We start from the raw sequence: 19,156 nt of genomic DNA, 5'->3' as shown, positions 1-19,156 counted from the left end.
TATTTTATTGTAAAAGTCATATATATTAAAAAAGAGCCAATTTACATACAAATGTAAATTGGCTCTTAAATAAGTTTCACTTACTTATTTTGTAAAGTTAGTTAAAGCACTAGTGATTTCTTCTTCTCCACTAATGATTTGAAACTCTGTGTTAAGCAAATAATCTGTAGTAACTACTTCTTTGAGTACTGTCGCTACATCTTCTCGTGGAATAGTGCCTCGTCCTTCAAAAAACGCTCCCACTTCAATTTTATTCGTACCCGCTTCATCTGTTAAGCCGCCTGGATGCACAATTGTGTATGGTATATTAGCTTGTTTTAAGTATTCATCGGCATAGTGTTTTGCAATCGTATATGGTTTTAAATCTCCGCTTGCATCAAATGCTTCTCTTCTAGAATCATAAGTTGAAACCATCACATATTGTTTCACATGATTTGCTTCACTTGCTTTGATAGATTTAATTGCACCATCTAAATCTACACTGATTGTTTTATCTGCACCAGTACTTCCACCTGATCCTACTGAAAAGATCACTTTATCATAGCCTTTAATTTTTTCTGTAAGTGTAGCTAAATCATCAGCTTCTACATCAATTAAAGTAGCTTCAATACCTTTATCTTTTAAAGATTTGACTTGTTCTTCTTTTCTCACACCTGCAGTGAAAGATTCATTGCTATCTTTTAATTGATTTACTAAATGCTGGCCAACGCCACCATTGGCTCCAATAACTAAAATACTCATAAAATTTTACCTCCTTAATAATATTGATATTTAAAGTTTACCACTTTTATAGGATATTCAAACCAAAGTGCTCGTATATACAATCTCATAGCTTAATTTGACAATTTCCGCCCTACATATTAACATATGAATAAATGTTCATATATTAATATGTAGGGGGTCTCGATATGGATGATTCATTTGATCAACAAACGATTGATAGCGTAACTGAAATTTTCAAGGCTTTAAGCGACGGGAATCGTATCCGAATTATGCATTTATTATCACATGGAGAATGTAGTGTTGGTCATATTGCACACACTTTGGATATTAGTCAATCTAACGTTTCACATCAATTGCGTTTATTAAAGCAAGCCCATTTAGTTAAGTCAAAACGTGACGGACAATCTATGATTTATACTTTAGATGACACACATGTAACAACTTTGTTAAAACAAGCGATACATCACGCCACTCATAAATAAGCTAAGAAAGGTGGTTTTTCGTATGACTGAAAAACACAACCATAATCATGGTCATGTACACACAAATAACAAAAAAATATTACTAATTAGTTTCTTAATCATAGGTATATTCATGATTGTTGAAATTATCGGCGGCTTTGTTGCCAACAGTTTAGCATTGTTATCTGATGGTTTACACATGTTTAGCGATACAATTTCATTAGGCGTTGCTCTGCTTGCTTTTATATATGCCGAAAAGCATGCAACGCAATCTAAAACATTTGGTTATAAAAGATTTGAAATACTTGCCGCGCTATTTAATGGCATTACTTTATTCGTTATAGGGGTTGTCATAATTGTAGAAGCTATTGGACGTTTCTTTACACCAGAAGATGTTAAGTCCACAGAAATGTTCATCATTAGTCTTCTTGGACTTATTATAAATATTATAGTTGCCGCTTTAATGTTTAAAGGCGGAGATACCTCTCATAATATTAATATGCGAGGTGCCTTCCTTCACGTTATGGGTGACTTATTAGGTTCAGTGGGTGCAATTATTGCTGCTTTACTCATTTGGGGATTTAATTTTACAATTGCTGATCCTATAGCAAGTATCATTGTTTCTATTCTAATTATAAAAAGTAGTTGGGGTATCACAAAATCCTCTTTAAATATATTAATGGAAGGTACACCAAGTGACGTCAATTTGTCTAAAGTCATTTCTACAATTATTGATGAGCCCCAGGTTGAAAATGTACATGATTGCCATATATGGACAATATCAAATGAAATGAACGCCTTAAGCTGTCATGCTGTTGTAGCTGATACTATGTCTATCCAAGAGGGCGAAGTGCTCTTAAATCGACTAGAGCATAAGTTAGAACATTTAAATATTCAACATATGACCATCCAATTAGAAACAAACGCACATCAGCATGATAATGCAACATTATGTTCATCTATTGATAAAGGTTCTGATGTACATGCCCATGCCCATTAACCTTTTTATTCTAAATCTTAAACAACTAAGCACCGTATCATCTAAAGTAAATGATACGGTGCTTAGTTTAGTTTTAACAGTTTTCTGTTATAAAAATTTATCAAATATGAGCTCTTTCGCTGGTACTTGTTTCTCATTAAATCCTCTTATGAATTCTTCATTATCATAAGGTACTTTCACACGTTCAAATGAAAATTCATCTTCCTCAATTGTTACAATGCCATACACTGCATATGCGCCATTATTTAATCCTACTGATCCAGGATTGAAATAAACAGTTGATTTGTCATCATATAAATGTACAGTATGATTATGTCCAAATACAATTAAATCCGCATTTTTATCAGCAAATAACGCTTTAACATTTTCTTCACTTGGCTCAACAATTGGACTAAATGGTTGCCCATCAATTGGTGTCTCTAATTTCTCATTAGGAATTTCGTAGTGAATAAATAATATTTTTTTATTATTCAATGTCAGCTCCATGACACGTGATAAGCCATTTAATCTATCATAATAATCTTCATCTAAATGACTTTCAATCCATTGATGATGTTCATAGAATTTATCTTTTAAATCTTCTGGATAGGGTGTTTCATTGACGAGCGACATCACTGCTTCATCATGGTTACCTGCTATAATTTCCATATCATCTCTATCAAAGATAGCATCCAGTACTTTGTTCGTTTCATGTCCGACTCCAATATTATCGCCTAAGTTATAAATTTTATCGATTTTTTCTCTTCTATCAATATCATCTAAAACTGATTCTAAGGCATCAAAATTTCCGTGGACATCAGTAATTATTGCAAATTTCATGATGATATCTCCTTTCAACTTGAGTTCATTCCGATATTTTAACATTTTATTGCTGTTTTGTTACCTATTAATTTTAAAATCTTTAATTTTCTGATATCGTAATCTTATCACTAAAAAGGAGTGCTTAAAATTTGTTTAAATTTCATAAACTAGCTTTACAAAATGCTAAACCACAACATGCTAAAATTTTACTTTTTACAATAGTAAGTTTTGTCATATTATTTGCTTTAACTATATTGACGTTTATGCCAGTTCAACCAGCGCTATATAAATTCGCTATGGCTATGGCTATGCAACAATCAATCGTAGGTTCAATATTTATATTAATCCTAACATTACTTGTTCCATTATTGTTCTTTGTATTTATTGGCTATCCATTAATATCAGGAACTATCTACACTATAGACAAAGCAATAAATAAAGACAAGGTAAACTTTAAAGATTTATTTTCAACATTTAAAAAAGGAAAATATGCTAAAAGCTTAAAACTATCTTTATTCGCCTTAATATTTATAATCCTTCTATTAGTAGTTAATATATTATTATCTAAATTACTAAATCTAGGTATTGCTCAATTATTTGGTGCGTTACAAGGTCCTTTAAGTAGTTCTGATCATGCGCTTGGCATTTCATTGACATTACAAATTATTGCAGCAACTTTAGTCGTGTTTATTCAATCATTTATTTATTGGTTTATTACTATTTTAATTATCAACTTCACATTAGCATTCATTAAAGACCCTAATAAAGGTGCTTGGGGATGTATCAAACGTGGATTTAAAGGTATTAAAAATGGTAGAAAAACATGGTTCAAATTCTTCATTGGATTATTGTTATTAAATTTACTTGTAATTATTCTTGCTAATCCAGTAAGTCAACTGATTTCAATTGGCACTGGTAGCATTTCACAAAAAGTTGCATTAACAATCATCTACATTGTAAGTGTGCTTGTTGTACTCATTAGATTAGCTGTTTACTATACAAATATGTTAGCTATCATTCAATATTATAATAACGATGGTGAACCTATCACATCTACTGAAAACAAAAAAGATAAAAAAACAGATCAATCCGAACAACAATCAAAAGTTAAAAACAGTGTTTCAAATCAAACTGAAAAGTCAGATTTGAATAATAAAAAAGAAGATGTACAAAATAATGTTAAATCTAATTTAAATGATAAAAATGATGATGTACAAAACAAATCTTCAGAATTAAAAGATCAATTTAATAAATCAGATAAATAACCTGTTCATTTTATAAAAGCCAATGTAGCTCATAGAATAGCTACATTGGCTTTTTGTAATATGTTGGATAATTATACCTTTTATGATTAATGGTTCAATTTAGCAGCTTCTCTATCGATTATAAACGTATTTCATATCATACTTTATATTAATCAATAGAAATCTTCTTAAAAAATATTGTCTAAATAATAAAAGCCAAGTCACAATAGGTTAACTGTAACACTGTAACTTGGCTTAATTTCTTAATTTTTAAATTAACTACACTAAAATACTTAGTTATTTATAAAATGTTCACTTAAGTATGCTGCAGCACCATTTTCTTCATTTGTTAATGAAGTAACATCTTTGGCTAATGCTTGTATTTCGGGTCTTGCATTCTTCATAGCAACCGTATAATGACCAAATGCAAACATCGCTCTATCATTATCGCTGTCACCAATAACTAATGTTTCTTCTTGTCGAATGCCAAAATGTTCTATCATTTCTTTTATACCAGTACCTTTGTCTACTTCAAATGCCATTGTTTCAGCGTTGAAGCGTGATGAATTAGAAACACTTATGTGTAGTGCCACTTCATCTTCGATTAATTGATTACGAAAATTTGTAATCTTATCATAGTCTGGTGAAAATAAATATATTTTAGAAAAAGTACTATCGGGTATGCTATCTTCCCAATCAACTTTTTTCACAATAGATTCTTTTCTTGAAGTCCATTCGCTCTCACCAACTTTTCCAGGTGGTGTATTAGCTTCAAATAGTTCTTCAGCCCATGCTTTATCTTCTTTAAGTACAATACGCTGTCTATCAAAGGGAAATACCTCATAATAAATTGCTTGTTGTTTTGCACGTTTCACGATTTCAAGCACTGTATTATAAGATAAACTATGCTTAAATATCGTTTCTTCTTCAACTACACCTAATGTACCATTTGAACTAATAATACCGTCTACTTCAAAAGACTCAGGTACTAAATAATGTATTTCATCATGCGCTCTTCCAGTAGCTAAGAATACTTTATAACCCTGATTTCTCAACTGACTGATGACTTTTACTGTCTCTATATCTACACGGTTATCTTTATGTAAAATTGTACCGTCCATATCTAAAAATATTGCTTTAACATTATCCATTTCTATAAGTCCCCCATCACATATTATCGTATTAAATTATTGCACTATCTTTTCATTTCTGCAATGCACTATTCCTGTAAAAATAATGAATAACGTTGATTTTGATTATTAACATATACATTTCTATTGAAAAATTCACTCAATGTATTACTATTAAGGACTGAAGTTAAATCCCCTTGCTTATAACAGCTACCATCTTTTAATAAAAAACCTTTTTGGATACTACATGTTATTTCTTCTACAAAATGGGTAACATAAATCACTGCTAGTTGTGGATTTTGTTTATAAAGTGAATCTAACGCATTTAATAAATCTTCACGCGCAATAAAATCTAATCCTGAAGCCGGTTCATCTAAAATAAGTAATTGTGGGCTACCCATCAACGCTCTTGCTATAAGTACTTTTTGCCTTTCTCCTGTAGATAAATAGCCATAATATTGATTTTCAAAATCTGACATACCCATTTGTGCCAAATACTTTTTAGCCATATCTATATATGATTGATGCACTTCTTGGAAAATACCTATAGACTTAAATATGCCACTTATAACTACATCTATCACGATTTCCCCATCTTGAAATCGGTCCATTAAACTATTCGACACAAATCCTATTTGCGCGCGTACATTATCCGCAGAATAGCCCTTTTTACCTGGTTGCATTCCAAATAATGTAAGTTCACCTGAAGTATGAGGTTCATATGCATTTAAAATATTAAGCAATGTCGTTTTACCAGCACCGTTTAACCCATATAACATCCACTTATCACCTTTATTGACTTGCCAACTTACATTTTTAATTATTTCTTTCCCTTGCTTTCTTCTAGCAATATGCTTTAAATCAATAAGCATCCATATTCCCCTTTTCCTAACTGTACTTGCACGATATTTTCTATTTATCTTCTCTCATGATATTTTCAATCGCCTTGCCTTTTGCTAATTCATCAATTATTTTATCTAAATAACGAATTTCTTTCATAACTGATGCTTCCATATCTTCTACCCGAACACCACAAATGACACCAGTGATTTTATTTCTATCTGGATTTAACTGTGGCGCTTTCACAATAAATGTTTCATAGTCTGTATCATCTTCTAACATTTGATCTATCTGTTTTTGGGAATATCCAGTCATCCATCGAATTAATAAATCTGCTTCTGCTTTGGTTCTTCCCTTTTTCTCAACTTTAGTTATAAGATGAGGATACACGGACCTGAACGCCATTGTATATACTTTTGGTTTAGTCACTATCATTTCCCCTTTATCTTCCATAAGACCTATAATATAATAATTTAAGCATAATAGAATCTTTTGTCATTTGAAAATAATTTGTCTAAGCATTATACAGCTATATCTTCATCTTAGTAAATAGAATATATACTAAAAAACAGGTGTTAGATATGAACTGTCATATCCAACACCTGTTACAAAATAGATTTATTCTACAGTAACTGATTTTGCCAAGTTACGTGGTTTATCCACATCTAAATCTCTGTGTAATGAAGCATAATAAGCAATTAATTGTGTTGTGACAACTGACACTAACGGTGTTAATAACTCATGTACATGTGGAATTACATAAGTGTCGCCCTCTTTGTTAAGTCCATCCATTGAAATAATACAAGGGTTTGCACCACGTGCCACAACTTCTTTCACGTTACCTCTGATTGAAAGATTAACATTTTTTTGTGTCGCTAAAGCAATGATTGGTGTACCTTCTTCAATAAGCGCGATTGTACCGTGTTTCAATTCACCACCAGCAAATCCTTCTGCTTGAATGTATGAAATTTCTTTGAGTTTTAATGCGCCTTCTAAACTCACATTATAATCCATTGTTCTACCGATAAAGAATGCGTTACGTGTTGTTGCTAAGAAATCAGTAGCTATTTGTTCCATAATGTCTGCATCATCAACAATAGCTTCAATTGCTGTAGTTACCTTTGCTAATTCTGGTAATAAATCAATATTTGCTTCTCTACCGTGCTCTTGTGCAACGATTTGTGAAAGTATTGATAATACCGCAATTTGTGCTGTATAAGCTTTAGTAGAAGCTACAGCAATTTCAGGACCTGCATGTAACAATAATGTATGATTAGCTTCACGAGAAAGTGTAGAGCCAGCCACATTAGTAATAGTTAGTGATTTATGACCTAATTTATTAGTTTCTACCAATACTGCACGACTGTCTGCAGTCTCACCTGATTGTGAAATATAAATGAATAAAGGCTTTTCTGAAAGTAACGGCATATTATAGACAAACTCTGAGGCTACATGTACTTCTGTAGGAACACCAGCCCATTTCTCAATAAACTCTCTGCCTACTAAACCTGCATGATAACTTGTTCCAGCTGCAACAATATAAATACGATCTGCTTCTGCTACATCCTTAATAATATCCGCATCCATCTTCAAGTTACCATCTTCATCTTGATATTCTTGAATGATTCTACGCATTACTGCAGGCTGCTCATGAATCTCTTTAAGCATATAGTGATCATAGACACCTTTTTCAGTATCAGAAGCATCAATTTGCGCTGTATAAGCATCTCTTTCTTGAACACTGCCATCTTGAGCCTTAATGATAACTTCATCACGTTTAACGATAACAATCTCATGATCATGGATTTCTTTATATCTATTAGTTACTTGTAACATCGCAATTGCATCTGAAGCAATAACATTGAAATCATCACCAACACCAATTAATAGCGGCGATTTATTTTTAGCCACGAAGATTGTATCTCGATCAGCACTATCGATTAAACCAAGCGCATACGAACCTTCCAATAATGATACTACTTTTGTAAATGCTTCTTCAGTTGGAAGTCCTTCATTTGAAAAATATTCGACCAATTGTACAATAACTTCTGTATCAGTTTCTGATTGGAATGCAATTTCACTCAAATATTCATTTCTTAGTTCTTCATAGTTTTCAATTACACCGTTATGTACAAGTGTAAAACGATTTGAAGATGATTGATGTGGGTGTGAATTTTCATAGTTTGGAACACCATGTGTTGCCCAACGTGTATGACCGATGCCTACACTGCCATCTGTTGCATCACTATCAGCAACTTTTCTAAGCTCAGCAATACGACCTTTTGCTTTAAATACAGATGTACCTTCATCATTGACTACTGCTACACCAGCTGAATCATAGCCTCTGTACTCTAATTTCTCTAAACCTTTTAATAATAATTCTTTAGCATTATCATGCCCGATATATCCAACAATTCCACACATTTATAATTTCCTCCAATGTTATGGTGATTGGGTTTCTACGTTCAGCGTAAACGAACTTGTTTTTAAATAGCATAGCCCTATTTTAGACAGACCGCTTCCTATTGTTAAGTAATAGGAAAGTCCTGTCTAAAAAAGCATGCAGCTATCCCTCTCACCTTATAATAGTATTTTTATTTAATTATTGGCTATCTTATTAACTTTGTGCACTAGGTTGCCCCAATGTTTTACTTAATAAGCTCTCGAATGAGCCACATCCGGGATAGCATCCGCCGATGGTTCGATAACTATCCTCCTCGTCTACAAGCTTCGATATGATGTCTATTAAGATTTCTGTTATAAACCTTAAATTTTAAACATATAACCTCTTCACTTGTACAGGCGCTTTAATTGAACTCGCTTGTTAATTAACCTCCCTTCCTTCAATACAACCCATTGTACAATGTTTAATATATCTATTGCAAATAATATATTAATTTCGTGTTCATAATCTTTTAAAATTTTTACTATCGTATATATTATGCAAAATATTAATTCTTTTCGGTCACTATAGTCATAAACTTGTCAAAAACATTGTGACAAAATTGAAATTACTTTAAGTTGTTAAATTAGATGAACAACCATACAATGAAGTTACAAATAAAAGAGAAAAAGAGGTGCAAATTATGTCACAAACTCAAACTGAAGAAAAAAACGGTATTGGACGTAAAGTTCAAGCATTCGGCTCTTTCCTAAGTAGTATGATTATGCCAAACATCGGTGCTTTTATCGCATGGGGATTTATTGCAGCGATATTTATTGATGGTGGTTGGTGGCCAAATAAAGATTTAAGTGAGTTAGCTGGACCAATGATCACTTACTTAATTCCATTACTTATCGCATACAGTGGTGGTCGCCTTATACATGAAATGCGCGGTGGTATTATTGCTGCTGTAGCAACAATGGGTGTTATCGTTGCCTTACCAGATACCCCAATGTTACTTGGTGCAATGATCATGGGACCACTTGTAGGGTGGCTAATGAAAAAAGTCGATGGCTTTATTCAACCAAGAACGCCTCAAGGCTTTGAAATGCTATTCAATAATTTCTCAGCTGGTATTTTAGGTTTTATCATGACAATTATTGGATTTAAAGTTTTAGCACCAATAATGGAATTTATTATGCATATCTTATCCGTAGCTGTTGAGGCTTTGGTACATGCGCATTTACTTCCATTAGTCAGTATCATTGTTGAACCAGCAAAAATCGTATTCTTAAACAATGCGATTAACCATGGTGTGTTTACCCCGCTCGGTGCTGATCAAGCAGCTTCAGCAGGTCAATCTATTTTATATACAATCGAATCAAATCCTGGACCTGGTTTAGGTATCTTAGTAGCTTATATGATTTTTGGTAAAGGGACTGCCAAGGCAACATCATACGGCGCTGGTATCATACACTTCTTAGGTGGTATTCATGAGATTTACTTCCCTTATGTGTTAATGCGCCCGCTATTATTCATTGCTGTAATCTTAGGTGGTATGACAGGTGTTGCTACATTTTCACTTTTTGACTTTGGATTCAAGAGCCCTGCCTCACCAGGGTCTTTCATAGTTTATATTCTTAATGCCCCTAAAGGAGAGTTCTTCCACATGATTTTAGGTGTATTATTAGCGGCTCTCGTTTCATTTATAGTTGCTGCTATTATCCTAAAATTCACAAAAGAACCCGAAGAAGATTTAGAAGCGGCTACTGAGAAGATGGAAGCAACAAAGGGTAAAAAATCAAGTGTAGCTTCTAAGTTATCAGGGAAAGAAGATAGTAAAGCTACAACAACTGCTGGCGCGACTACAGGCACAGCTACCGATGAAACTTCAAATAGCGATGCAAATAATGATGCAGACATATTAGATGATTATGATACAGAAAATGTCCATGCGCATGATTATAGTAAAGTAAATCATGTGATATTCGCATGTGATGCAGGTATGGGATCTAGTGCTATGGGTGCAAGCATGTTACGCAATAAATTTAAAAAAGCAGGCATACAAGATGTAAATGTGACTAATACAGCAATTAATCAATTACCAAGTGATGCTCAACTTGTTATCACACAGAAAAAACTAACAGATAGAGCAATCAAACAAGTTCCAAGTGCAATTCATATCTCTGTTGATAATTTCTTGAATTCACCAAGATATGACGAACTATTAGAAAATCTAAAAAATGAAGAAAATTAATTTACATTAAAATAGAACGATACGGGAGGGTCCGGCTATGTTTTTGAGTACACGTGAAAAAGAAATTATCGAAATGTTAATTAAGTATCACGGTCAATATGTCAAAATTTATGACATTGCTCAATACTTAGCTGTATCCTCTCGTACTATTCATAGGGAATTAAAATCTATCGAGTCTTATATTAATTCATTTAATATCAAATTAGAACGCGTAACAAAAAAAGGCATACAATTTGATGGAGATGAACAAGCTATTACTGCACTCAAAAATATGCTGCTCAAGCAAAATACAATTGACTTATCTCATGAAGAACAAAAAGTAATTATTTTATATGGTTTAATTCAAGCTAAAGAACCGATTAAACAATATGGCTTGGCACAGGAAATTGGTGTATCTACACAAACATTAGCTAAATTACTAGATGAATTAGATTATGAGCTCGACCAATATCAATTGCAGCTTCATAAAAAACGTGGTGAAGGCATTCGTTTGGAAGGAACTGAGTCAAAAAAACGTGAGTTATTAAGTCAACTTATGGTTAATAATTTAAATAGTACAAGTGTTTATTCTGTTATTGAAAATCATTTTGTGTATCAGTCCTTAAATCACTCTCAATTATCTATGGTGGATATGGACAAAATTTTCCAAGTCGAGCGCATACTTATGGATCACTTAGGCCAGCTTCCATACGCATTAACTGAATCAAGTTATCTCACTTTGACTGTCCACATCGTCTTAAGTATCGATCGTATGTTAAATGGTGAGTATGTCTCTATTAGTGAGGATATCTATAATAGTGTTAAAGATTCATTTGAACATGAAGTTGCACATGCTTTAGCTATACATTTAGAAGACATCTATGATGTTCAATTTAATCAAGCTGAAGTTACTTTCATTACCATTCACTTACGTGGCGCCAAACGAAAAGAGTCTGACGATATATTTAAAGATGAGAAAGATGAAAAAGATGAGAATAAAATCAATCAGTTCACACAATTTGTTATTAACAATTCATCTCATAAATTTAACGATTTAGAAACCTTAACAGAAGGTTTAAGACTCCATATTATTCCTGCAATTAATCGTTTGAACGCTAATATTGAAACATATAATCCATTAACAGAAATGATTAAGTATAAATACCCTAGCCTTTTCGAAAGTGTCCACCAAGGTCTCATTCAGACTTGGCCGAACTTTGTTTTCCCAGATAGTGAAATTGCTTTTATCGTCTTGCATTTTGGGGGTGCAATTCAAAGTCAAAGTACAAACAACTATAAAGTATTAGTTGTTTGTAGTAGTGGTATTGGCACAAGTCGTCTACTCGCTACACGATTACAACAAACATTCAGCGAAATACAACATCCTAAACAAGCATCTGTAGGTGACTTAATTGAAATTGATACATCACAATACGATGCTATTATTTCAACCGTTGATTTAGACATAACTGTTCCCTATCTAACTGTGAACCCTTTATTGCCAGATTCAGATATTAACCATGTAGCTGCATTTTTAAATATGCGTAAAGATTCAATAGCAACGACAGGTTCAGAAATTGAAAATATCAAACAACATATTAAAGCTCCTGAGGATCAACTTAAATACATTAGAAAAGGTTTAGAACTTATAGATTCTGTATATATTGATTATACGAGTATATCTGACTTGTCCAATTATTTAACTGACAAACTTATATCATATGAAATCATTCATCATCACTCGTCATTCGCTGAACTTATTAAAGATTGTATAGATAAACAAGGTTTTGTCCTAGAACCTTATCCGATAGCTATACCTCATTTAAAGCATGAAATCATTCAAAAACCTATTATTTTAATTACTATTTTGAATGAACCCATCTTGCTTAAAAGTAATCAAAATGACAATCAATCGATAAAATATTTGTTGAATATGTTTATACCCCCTGATGATTATTTGGCTAGTCTTGTCAGTGATATATCTGGAGACATGGTAGAACATTTAAAGCAAATTGATGAATTTATGAAACACCCTGAACAACTAAAAGATATGTTGAAACAGCATTATCTAATACATTTAAAAAATCAATTAAACATGGAGTGAAGAAAAATGAGCGAATTATTCAGTAATGAAAATATATTTATTAACCAAAAAGTTGGAACACAAAACGAAGCAATCGAAAAAGCAGGACAAGCTTTAGTATCAAGTGGTGCTGTGACAGAAGCATATATTCAAGCAATGAAAGACCGTGAAGAAATAGTGACTACATTTATGGGCAATGGCTTAGCTATCCCACATGGTACTGATGAAGCTAAAACAAGTGTATTAAAATCTGGACTTACTTTAATCCAAATACCTGAAGGCGTTGACTGGGACGGCGAAGAAGTGAAAGTTGTTGTAGGTATTGCTGGTAAAGATGGTGAGCATTTGGATTTACTTTCACAAATCGCAATCACTTTTAGCGAAGAAGAAAATGTAGAGCGTATCGTAAATGCTTCGTCTGCTGAAGAAATTAAACAAGTCTTTGAGGAGGCTGATGCATAATGAAAGCATTACACTTTGGTGCTGGAAATATTGGTCGAGGTTTTATTGGTTATATATTAGCTGACAACAATGTGAAAGTAACTTTTGCAGATGTTAATACCGATATTATTAATAAATTAGATGAAGTACATGAATATGACGTTATTTTAGCTGATGAAGCACATACAACAACACGTGTACACAATGTTGATGCCATTAATTCAGCAGCGCCTTCTGATAGCTTGAGACAAGCTGTGTTAGAGGCTGATTTAATTACAACTGCTGTGGGCGTTAATATTTTACCAATTATCGCTAAATCTTTTGCTTCCTATTTAAAAGAAAAGGAAACACCTGTAAATATAGTTGCATGTGAAAATGCAATTATGGCAACTAACACTTTGAAAAAAGCAATTTTAGATTTAACTGGGCCTCTCGGTGATCATATTCATTTTGCCAATTCAGCTGTTGATCGAATCGTTCCATTACAAACAAATGAAAATATTTTAGATGTAATGGTTGAACCTTTCTATGAATGGGTGGTTGAAAAAGATGCATGGTTCGGTCCAGAATTAAATCACATTAAGTATGTTGATAATTTAACGCCTTACATTGAAAGAAAACTTTTAACCGTAAATACAGGACATGCTTACCTTGCCTATGCAGGAAGCTATCATAATCAAACAACGATTTTAGAAGCAGTAAATGATGAAAATATCAGATATGGTTTACAAAATGTATTAAATGAAACAAGTCAGTACATCACAAGTGAGTTTAACTTTACAGAACAAGAGCAGGTACAATATGTCGAAAAAATTATTGATCGTTTTAAAAATGCCAACCTTTCTGATGAAGTGACGCGTGTAGGACGTGGTTCTATTCGTAAAATTGGTCCACAAGACCGTATTATTAAACCATTAAATTATTTATACAAAAACAACTTAAAACATGATGGCTTAGTAAAAGCAGCAGCATTATTATTGAAATATGATGATACAAATGATGAAGAAACTGTTGAAAAAAATAATTATATTAACGCTCATGGTGTCGAAGCATTCTTAAAAAATTACGCTAAGATAGATGATCAATTAGCGACTGAAATCGTTAAAGAATATAATGTACTATAACAAGTAAAAACCGAGAGATACTTAAATCTAAGTATCTCTCGGTTTTATTATGTTGCAGACGTATAATAATGCATTAATAAAATAAAAATAGCTACCGACAATGATACTTGATCGGTAGCTTATTCGTGTTAATCACTATACACGTCTTATTATTCTAATCCCATTTTTTCTTGAACTACATCTGCAATCGTTTGTGCAAAACGTTGTGCATCTTCATCAGTTGCAGCTTCAACCATAACACGTACAAGTGGTTCTGTGCCTGAAGGTCTAACTAATATACGACCTTCTCCATTCATCTCTACTTCTACTTTTGTCATAGCTTCTTGTACATCTATATTTTCTTCAACACGATACTTATCTGTAACACGTACGTTGACCAATGATTGAGGATATTTTTTCATTTGACTTGCAAGTTGGCTTAATCGTTTACCAGTCATTTTGATTACACTGGCTAATTGAACACCTGTTAACAAGCCATCACCAGTAGTATTATAATCCATTAAAACAATATGTCCTGATTGTTCGCCACCTAAATTATAATTACCTCGTCTCATTTCTTCTACAACGTAGCGATCGCCCACTTTAGTTTTGTTTGACTGAATGTCTTCATTTTCTAAAGCTTTATAAAAACCTAAATTACTCATAACTGTAGAAACAATCATATTATCATTAAGTTCTTGGTTTTTTGACATTGCTTGACCGATAATAAACATGATTTGATCACCATCTACAATGTCGCCATTTTCATCAACAGCAATAAGTCTATCACCATCGCCATCAAACGCTAAGCCAAAATCACTCTCAGATTCAACGACTAATTTTGCTAATGTTTCAGGATGTGTTGAACCAACATTTTCATTTATATTATAACCATTTGGATTACATCCAACAGTAACTGTATCAGCTTCTAAATCACCGAATAAAAATGGTGCTAAAGATGAAGTTGAACCGTTGGCGCCATCTAGAGCAATCTTCATTCCATCTAAGTCAACATCAACTGTTGATTTTAGATAGCTAATATATTTTTGAGCACCTTCAAAATAATCAGAGTAATGAACAATATCTTCGCCTACTGGTCTAGGTAGTTCTGGATTCTCCTGATCTAATAGTGTTTCAATTTCTTGTTCTTGGTCATCTGATAATTTAAAACCATCTGAACCAAAAAATTTGATTCCATTATCTGCAACTGGGTTATGCGATGCAGATATCATGACACCTAGTTCAGCTTCCATCTCACGAGTTAAATAAGCAACACCTGGCGTAGAAATAATGCCTAAACGCATAACCTCTGCGCCAATTGAAATAAGCCCTGCAATTAATGCTGACTCTAACATTTCACCTGACACTCGTGTATCTCTACCTACTAGTACTTTAGGGTGATCTTCACCTTTATTATGTGCTAAAACATAGCCACCATAACGCCCTAATTTAAACGCAAGTTCTGGTGTTAATTCTTTATTTGCTATGCCCCTTACGCCATCTGTACCAAAATATTTTGCCATTATTTATGTCTCCTTTATTATAAGAAATCTACTTAATTGTAATCTTAGCATCTGTTGCTTTAGGTTCTACTTTAGATACTCCATCAGGTAATTTGAATTTTACATGTTTTTCAGTTGATTCAGTCACACCATCCAAATTAACTTCAGCTGTCAAAGAATCAATGTCATCTAAATCATCTCTATTACCATAAATTTCAACTTCTTCATTGTCTAAACTGACATTATCTAATTCTAGCCCATTTGATAAAGTACCTATAGTTTTCGGTTTCACTTTAACTTTTTTACTGTAATCTTCTACCTTAACACTCAAATTAACTTCTTCTGGTTGTACCGAAACATTAATTTTATTTAAGTTTCTATCAAAGGCTGTAATTTTTGCTACATCTGTAGTATCTTTAGAAATCTTACTTTTATTTTTATATGTTGCTTTTAAATAAGCTATATTATCAATTTGATCCTGACCACCTGTCACTTCAACAGAATCTGGTGAAACAGTTTGATCACCGACTTTAAAATCAGAATTCAAATCACTATTACTTACATCTGGTTCTACTTTCAATGTTTTATGAACTTTTTTTTCCAGGCTAACTGTGGTTTCTTTAGGTTTAACATTATAGTCAATATCTTCATTAAGACCATTAACTTGGAATTGAGCAGTGTGGTTCCCTGCTTTTTGTCCTCTGAGGTCTAATACTGCTTTAATATTTTCTCCATTTTCAGCTTTAAGCACCTGTGACTGTGGCCCAGATATTTCTACATCCACCTTATTAGGAACATCGCTCGCATATAAAGATTCATTGTTATACTTTACTTGAACAGGAACATCTTGAATGGTATCAGTTGATTTCTGTCCAAGGTGGTCAGCATCAAATATATTACCAAACATATTATTTGCTGATAAGAAAAATACAAGCGCTAATACAAGTGCAATTAATCTTAATCCCCATTTACTTTCTAACATTTTACTTCACACCTTTCTGATGAAAGTGTGTGCCAAACCAATGTTCAGCTAATAATTCTTCAAAAGCTTCGGTTGAAATATCTTTTCTTAATTTGCCATCAAATGTAACTGAGATTGAACCAGTTTCTTCTGATACAACTACCGTAAATGCATCTGATACTTCAGATATGCCAACTGCTGCTCTGTGTCTTGTACCTAAACTTTTAGCAATTTTTGCACTATCTGATAGTGGTAAATAACTTGCCGCACTTGCTATTTTATTCTCCTGAACAATCATCGCACCATCATGTAATGGGGTATTAGGTATAAATACGTTTGTTAATAGTTCTTGAGATATTTCTGAATTCATTGCAATACCTGTTTCAATGTAATCCTGTAATCCTGTTTCTTTTTCAAACACGATTAATGCTCCTATACGACGTTTAGCCATATATTGTACGGCTTTTGATACTGATGAAATAAGTTTGTCTTCATCACTATTTAAATTGGACGAATAACGTTTAAAAAGACTACCTCGTCCTAGTTGCTCTAATGCTCGTCTAATTTCTGGTTGGAATATCACGATTAAAGCTAAAACACCCCATTGGATCACTAAATCAAATAAACGGGATGTGGCTGTTAAATTTAACATTTTACTCACTTGTTGACCAATAACGATTACTACAATGCCTTTTAATAATTGAATGGCTTTTGTACCTTTAAAAACTGTGATGAGAAGATAAAGTACATACCATACTATGAGTAAGTCGAGTACACCGGCAATAATTTTCACTGTACTCCAGTTATCAAAAAAATTGGATAAATCCATAACATCTCCTCCGGTATTCTATTCCCATGCTATATATTATACCAATCATAACACTAACTGTCATATTTAGTATTGCTTTTCCCAGTAAAATTAATAAAACTGATACAGCTTACGCCATACCAGTTTTATCTATAATATTTTTATAAAAGTGTTTCTCCAAAAAAGCTGCCTACTAAACTTACTGCTTGTTCCGCTGTATGATTATTTTGGTCAATTAGTGGATTTACTTCAACGATATCCATTGAAGTAATTAAATTAGAGCTATGTAATAACTCTAAAGCGAAGTGACTTTCTCTATATGTTAATCCACCTAATACTCTCGTACCTGTCCCTGGTGTTTCTACTGGATCTAAACCATCGACATCTAAAGATAAATGAATACCATCTGTTTTATGTTCTAAATATTCAATTGTTTCTTCAATAATCTGTTGAATACCATAACGGTCTACATCAGCCATTGTATAGGTCTTAATATTATTTTCTTTTATGTAACGGCGTTCTCCTTCATCTAAATCCCTCATACCTATGAGCACTATATGTTCTGGTTTGACTTTAGGTGTATAATTCGAAATGTTTACAAGCTGTTCATCGCCGTCACCAGCTAACACACGTAATGGCATGCCATGAATATTACCGGATGGTGACTCTTCAGGTATATTCAAATCTCCATGGGCATCATACCAAATCACCCCTAGATTATCATAATGCTTGCTAACTCCAGAAATAGAACCAATGGCAATAGAATGATCTCCACCTAACGTTAATGGAAAATGATTTTTCTCTATGCTCTTTGATACTGCTTCACTTAAATTATTTGAAACTGTTATAATTTCTTCTAAATTACGTAATCCATTTTGTTCAGAATTAAATTTATCTAAATCAATCGTTGGTACCTCAATATTACCAGTATCTTCTACTGATAAACCAATTGCTCTAATACGCTCTACAAGTCCAGCATATCTTATTGCATCTGGTCCTAAATTGACACCAAGTTTTCGTTGACCATATGTAGAAGGCGCGCCAATAATTTCTATTTTCTTGTCCATGTTTAAAACCCCTTTGTCTTCGTGTGATACTAGAATAATCTAAACACATAGAAGATTCAAGCCAATTCATTAGCCAAACATCCTTATAAATTTTGCATTTTACATATTAAAACATAATAATGATTTATAATTCATAAAAACGAGCCATACTGCCTATTTTAAAGGTTTTTAGTCATATTTATGTATATAAAAATTTTTTATAATTTTCAGTTAATATCCCATTTACATATCAATTGAATTGACTATATTATAAATAAGTATACAAAAAAAGCATCCCTCAAAAGAGGAATGCAATAGAGTGAGCCATAGAGGATTCGAACCTCTGACCCTCTGATTAAAAGTCAGATGCTCTACCAACTGAGCTAATGGCTCT

General features: G+C 32.9%; 17 protein-coding genes and 1 tRNA gene. 7 read left to right on the top strand and 11 right to left on the bottom strand.

Annotated features, from left to right (window positions below):
* Nucleotides 1-84 precede the first annotated feature (84 nt).
* Complete coding sequence (locus PYW31_RS03665) at nt 85-741, bottom strand: SDR family oxidoreductase (protein ID WP_046837843.1); 657 nt, start codon at nt 739-741, stop codon at nt 85-87.
* Between the two features lie 167 nt (nt 742-908).
* Between PYW31_RS03665 and PYW31_RS03660 the strand changes: the two genes are divergently transcribed.
* Complete coding sequence (locus PYW31_RS03660) at nt 909-1,205, top strand: ArsR/SmtB family transcription factor (RefSeq protein WP_046837844.1); 297 nt, start codon at nt 909-911, stop codon at nt 1,203-1,205.
* A gap of 22 nt (nt 1,206-1,227) precedes the next feature.
* Nucleotides 1,228-2,184, top strand: a complete 957-nt coding sequence (gene czrB, locus PYW31_RS03655; RefSeq protein WP_046837845.1) for a CDF family zinc efflux transporter CzrB — start codon at nt 1,228-1,230, stop codon at nt 2,182-2,184.
* Nucleotides 2,185-2,271: 87 nt separating this feature from the next.
* Here the strand turns inward: czrB and PYW31_RS03650 are convergent, their stop codons facing one another.
* The gene (locus tag PYW31_RS03650) at nt 2,272-3,003 is read right to left on the bottom strand and encodes a metallophosphoesterase family protein (protein WP_046837846.1); all 732 of its coding nucleotides are present in this window, start codon (nt 3,001-3,003) and stop codon (nt 2,272-2,274) included.
* 131 nt (nt 3,004-3,134) lie between these two features.
* Between PYW31_RS03650 and PYW31_RS03645 the strand changes: the two genes are divergently transcribed.
* Complete coding sequence (locus PYW31_RS03645; RefSeq protein WP_046837847.1) at nt 3,135-4,250, top strand: hypothetical protein; 1,116 nt, start codon at nt 3,135-3,137, stop codon at nt 4,248-4,250.
* 272 nt (nt 4,251-4,522) lie between these two features.
* Here the strand turns inward: PYW31_RS03645 and PYW31_RS03640 are convergent, their stop codons facing one another.
* The 4 genes from PYW31_RS03640 to glmS form a co-directional block, all read right to left on the bottom strand.
* Nucleotides 4,523-5,380: an HAD family hydrolase gene (locus PYW31_RS03640; protein ID WP_046837848.1), complete on the bottom strand. Its 858-nt coding sequence runs from the start codon at nt 5,378-5,380 to the stop codon at nt 4,523-4,525.
* Nucleotides 5,381-5,448: 68 nt separating this feature from the next.
* Entirely contained in the window at nt 5,449-6,231 is a 783-nt protein-coding gene (locus PYW31_RS03635; RefSeq protein WP_046837849.1) for an ABC transporter ATP-binding protein, read from the bottom strand.
* Nucleotides 6,232-6,271: 40 nt separating this feature from the next.
* Complete coding sequence (locus PYW31_RS03630) at nt 6,272-6,628, bottom strand: DUF2200 domain-containing protein (protein WP_046837850.1); 357 nt, start codon at nt 6,626-6,628, stop codon at nt 6,272-6,274.
* A 189-nt stretch (nt 6,629-6,817) separates the two neighbouring features.
* Complete coding sequence (glmS, locus tag PYW31_RS03625; protein WP_046837851.1) at nt 6,818-8,623, bottom strand: glutamine--fructose-6-phosphate transaminase (isomerizing); 1,806 nt, start codon at nt 8,621-8,623, stop codon at nt 6,818-6,820.
* A gap of 662 nt (nt 8,624-9,285) precedes the next feature.
* On the opposite strand from glmS, the gene PYW31_RS03620 reads away from it, so the two are divergent.
* The 4 genes from PYW31_RS03620 to PYW31_RS03605 are packed head-to-tail and all read left to right on the top strand — an operon-like array spanning nt 9,286 to nt 14,466.
* Nucleotides 9,286-10,839, top strand: coding sequence for a PTS mannitol transporter subunit IIBC (locus tag PYW31_RS03620; protein WP_046837852.1), 1,554 nt, complete (start codon nt 9,286-9,288; stop codon nt 10,837-10,839).
* A 37-nt stretch (nt 10,840-10,876) separates the two neighbouring features.
* Nucleotides 10,877-12,922 (top strand): BglG family transcription antiterminator, encoded by a 2,046-nt coding sequence (locus PYW31_RS03615; RefSeq protein WP_046837853.1) that lies wholly within the window; start codon nt 10,877-10,879, stop codon nt 12,920-12,922.
* A 6-nt stretch (nt 12,923-12,928) separates the two neighbouring features.
* A complete protein-coding gene (locus PYW31_RS03610) occupies nt 12,929-13,363 on the top strand; it encodes a PTS mannitol transporter subunit IIA (RefSeq protein ID WP_046837854.1) in 435 nt (144 codons plus the stop codon).
* The gene (locus tag PYW31_RS03605) at nt 13,363-14,466 is read left to right on the top strand and encodes a mannitol-1-phosphate 5-dehydrogenase (RefSeq protein ID WP_046837855.1); all 1,104 of its coding nucleotides are present in this window, start codon (nt 13,363-13,365) and stop codon (nt 14,464-14,466) included. The genes PYW31_RS03610 and PYW31_RS03605 overlap by 1 nt, the downstream gene beginning before the upstream one ends.
* Nucleotides 14,467-14,615: 149 nt before the next feature.
* Here PYW31_RS03605 and glmM read toward each other — a convergent pair whose 3' ends face one another.
* The 5 genes from glmM to PYW31_RS03580 all read right to left on the bottom strand — a co-directional run bounded on the left by glmM (nt 14,616) and on the right by PYW31_RS03580 (nt 19,155).
* Entirely contained in the window at nt 14,616-15,968 is a 1,353-nt protein-coding gene (glmM, locus tag PYW31_RS03600) for a phosphoglucosamine mutase (RefSeq protein ID WP_046837856.1), read from the bottom strand.
* Nucleotides 15,969-15,996: 28 nt separating this feature from the next.
* The gene (locus tag PYW31_RS03595; RefSeq protein WP_046837857.1) at nt 15,997-16,929 is read right to left on the bottom strand and encodes a CdaR family protein; all 933 of its coding nucleotides are present in this window, start codon (nt 16,927-16,929) and stop codon (nt 15,997-15,999) included.
* Between the two features lies 1 nt (nt 16,930).
* On the bottom strand, nt 16,931-17,737 hold the full coding sequence (gene cdaA, locus PYW31_RS03590) for a diadenylate cyclase CdaA (protein WP_046837858.1): 807 nt from the start codon (nt 17,735-17,737) through the stop codon (nt 16,931-16,933).
* Nucleotides 17,738-17,877: 140 nt separating this feature from the next.
* Nucleotides 17,878-18,783 (bottom strand): arginase, encoded by a 906-nt coding sequence (rocF, locus tag PYW31_RS03585; RefSeq protein ID WP_046837859.1) that lies wholly within the window; start codon nt 18,781-18,783, stop codon nt 17,878-17,880.
* Nucleotides 18,784-19,082: 299 nt separating this feature from the next.
* Nucleotides 19,083-19,155, bottom strand: a tRNA-Lys gene (locus tag PYW31_RS03580).
* Nucleotide 19,156 lies beyond the last annotated feature (1 nt).

Source organism: Staphylococcus succinus (assembly GCF_029024945.1).
GTDB classification, from domain to species: Bacteria; Bacillota; Bacilli; order Staphylococcales; family Staphylococcaceae; genus Staphylococcus; species Staphylococcus succinus.
Note: the sequence above shows the minus strand (reverse complement) of the source record. Positions and strands in the feature narration are given on the sequence as shown.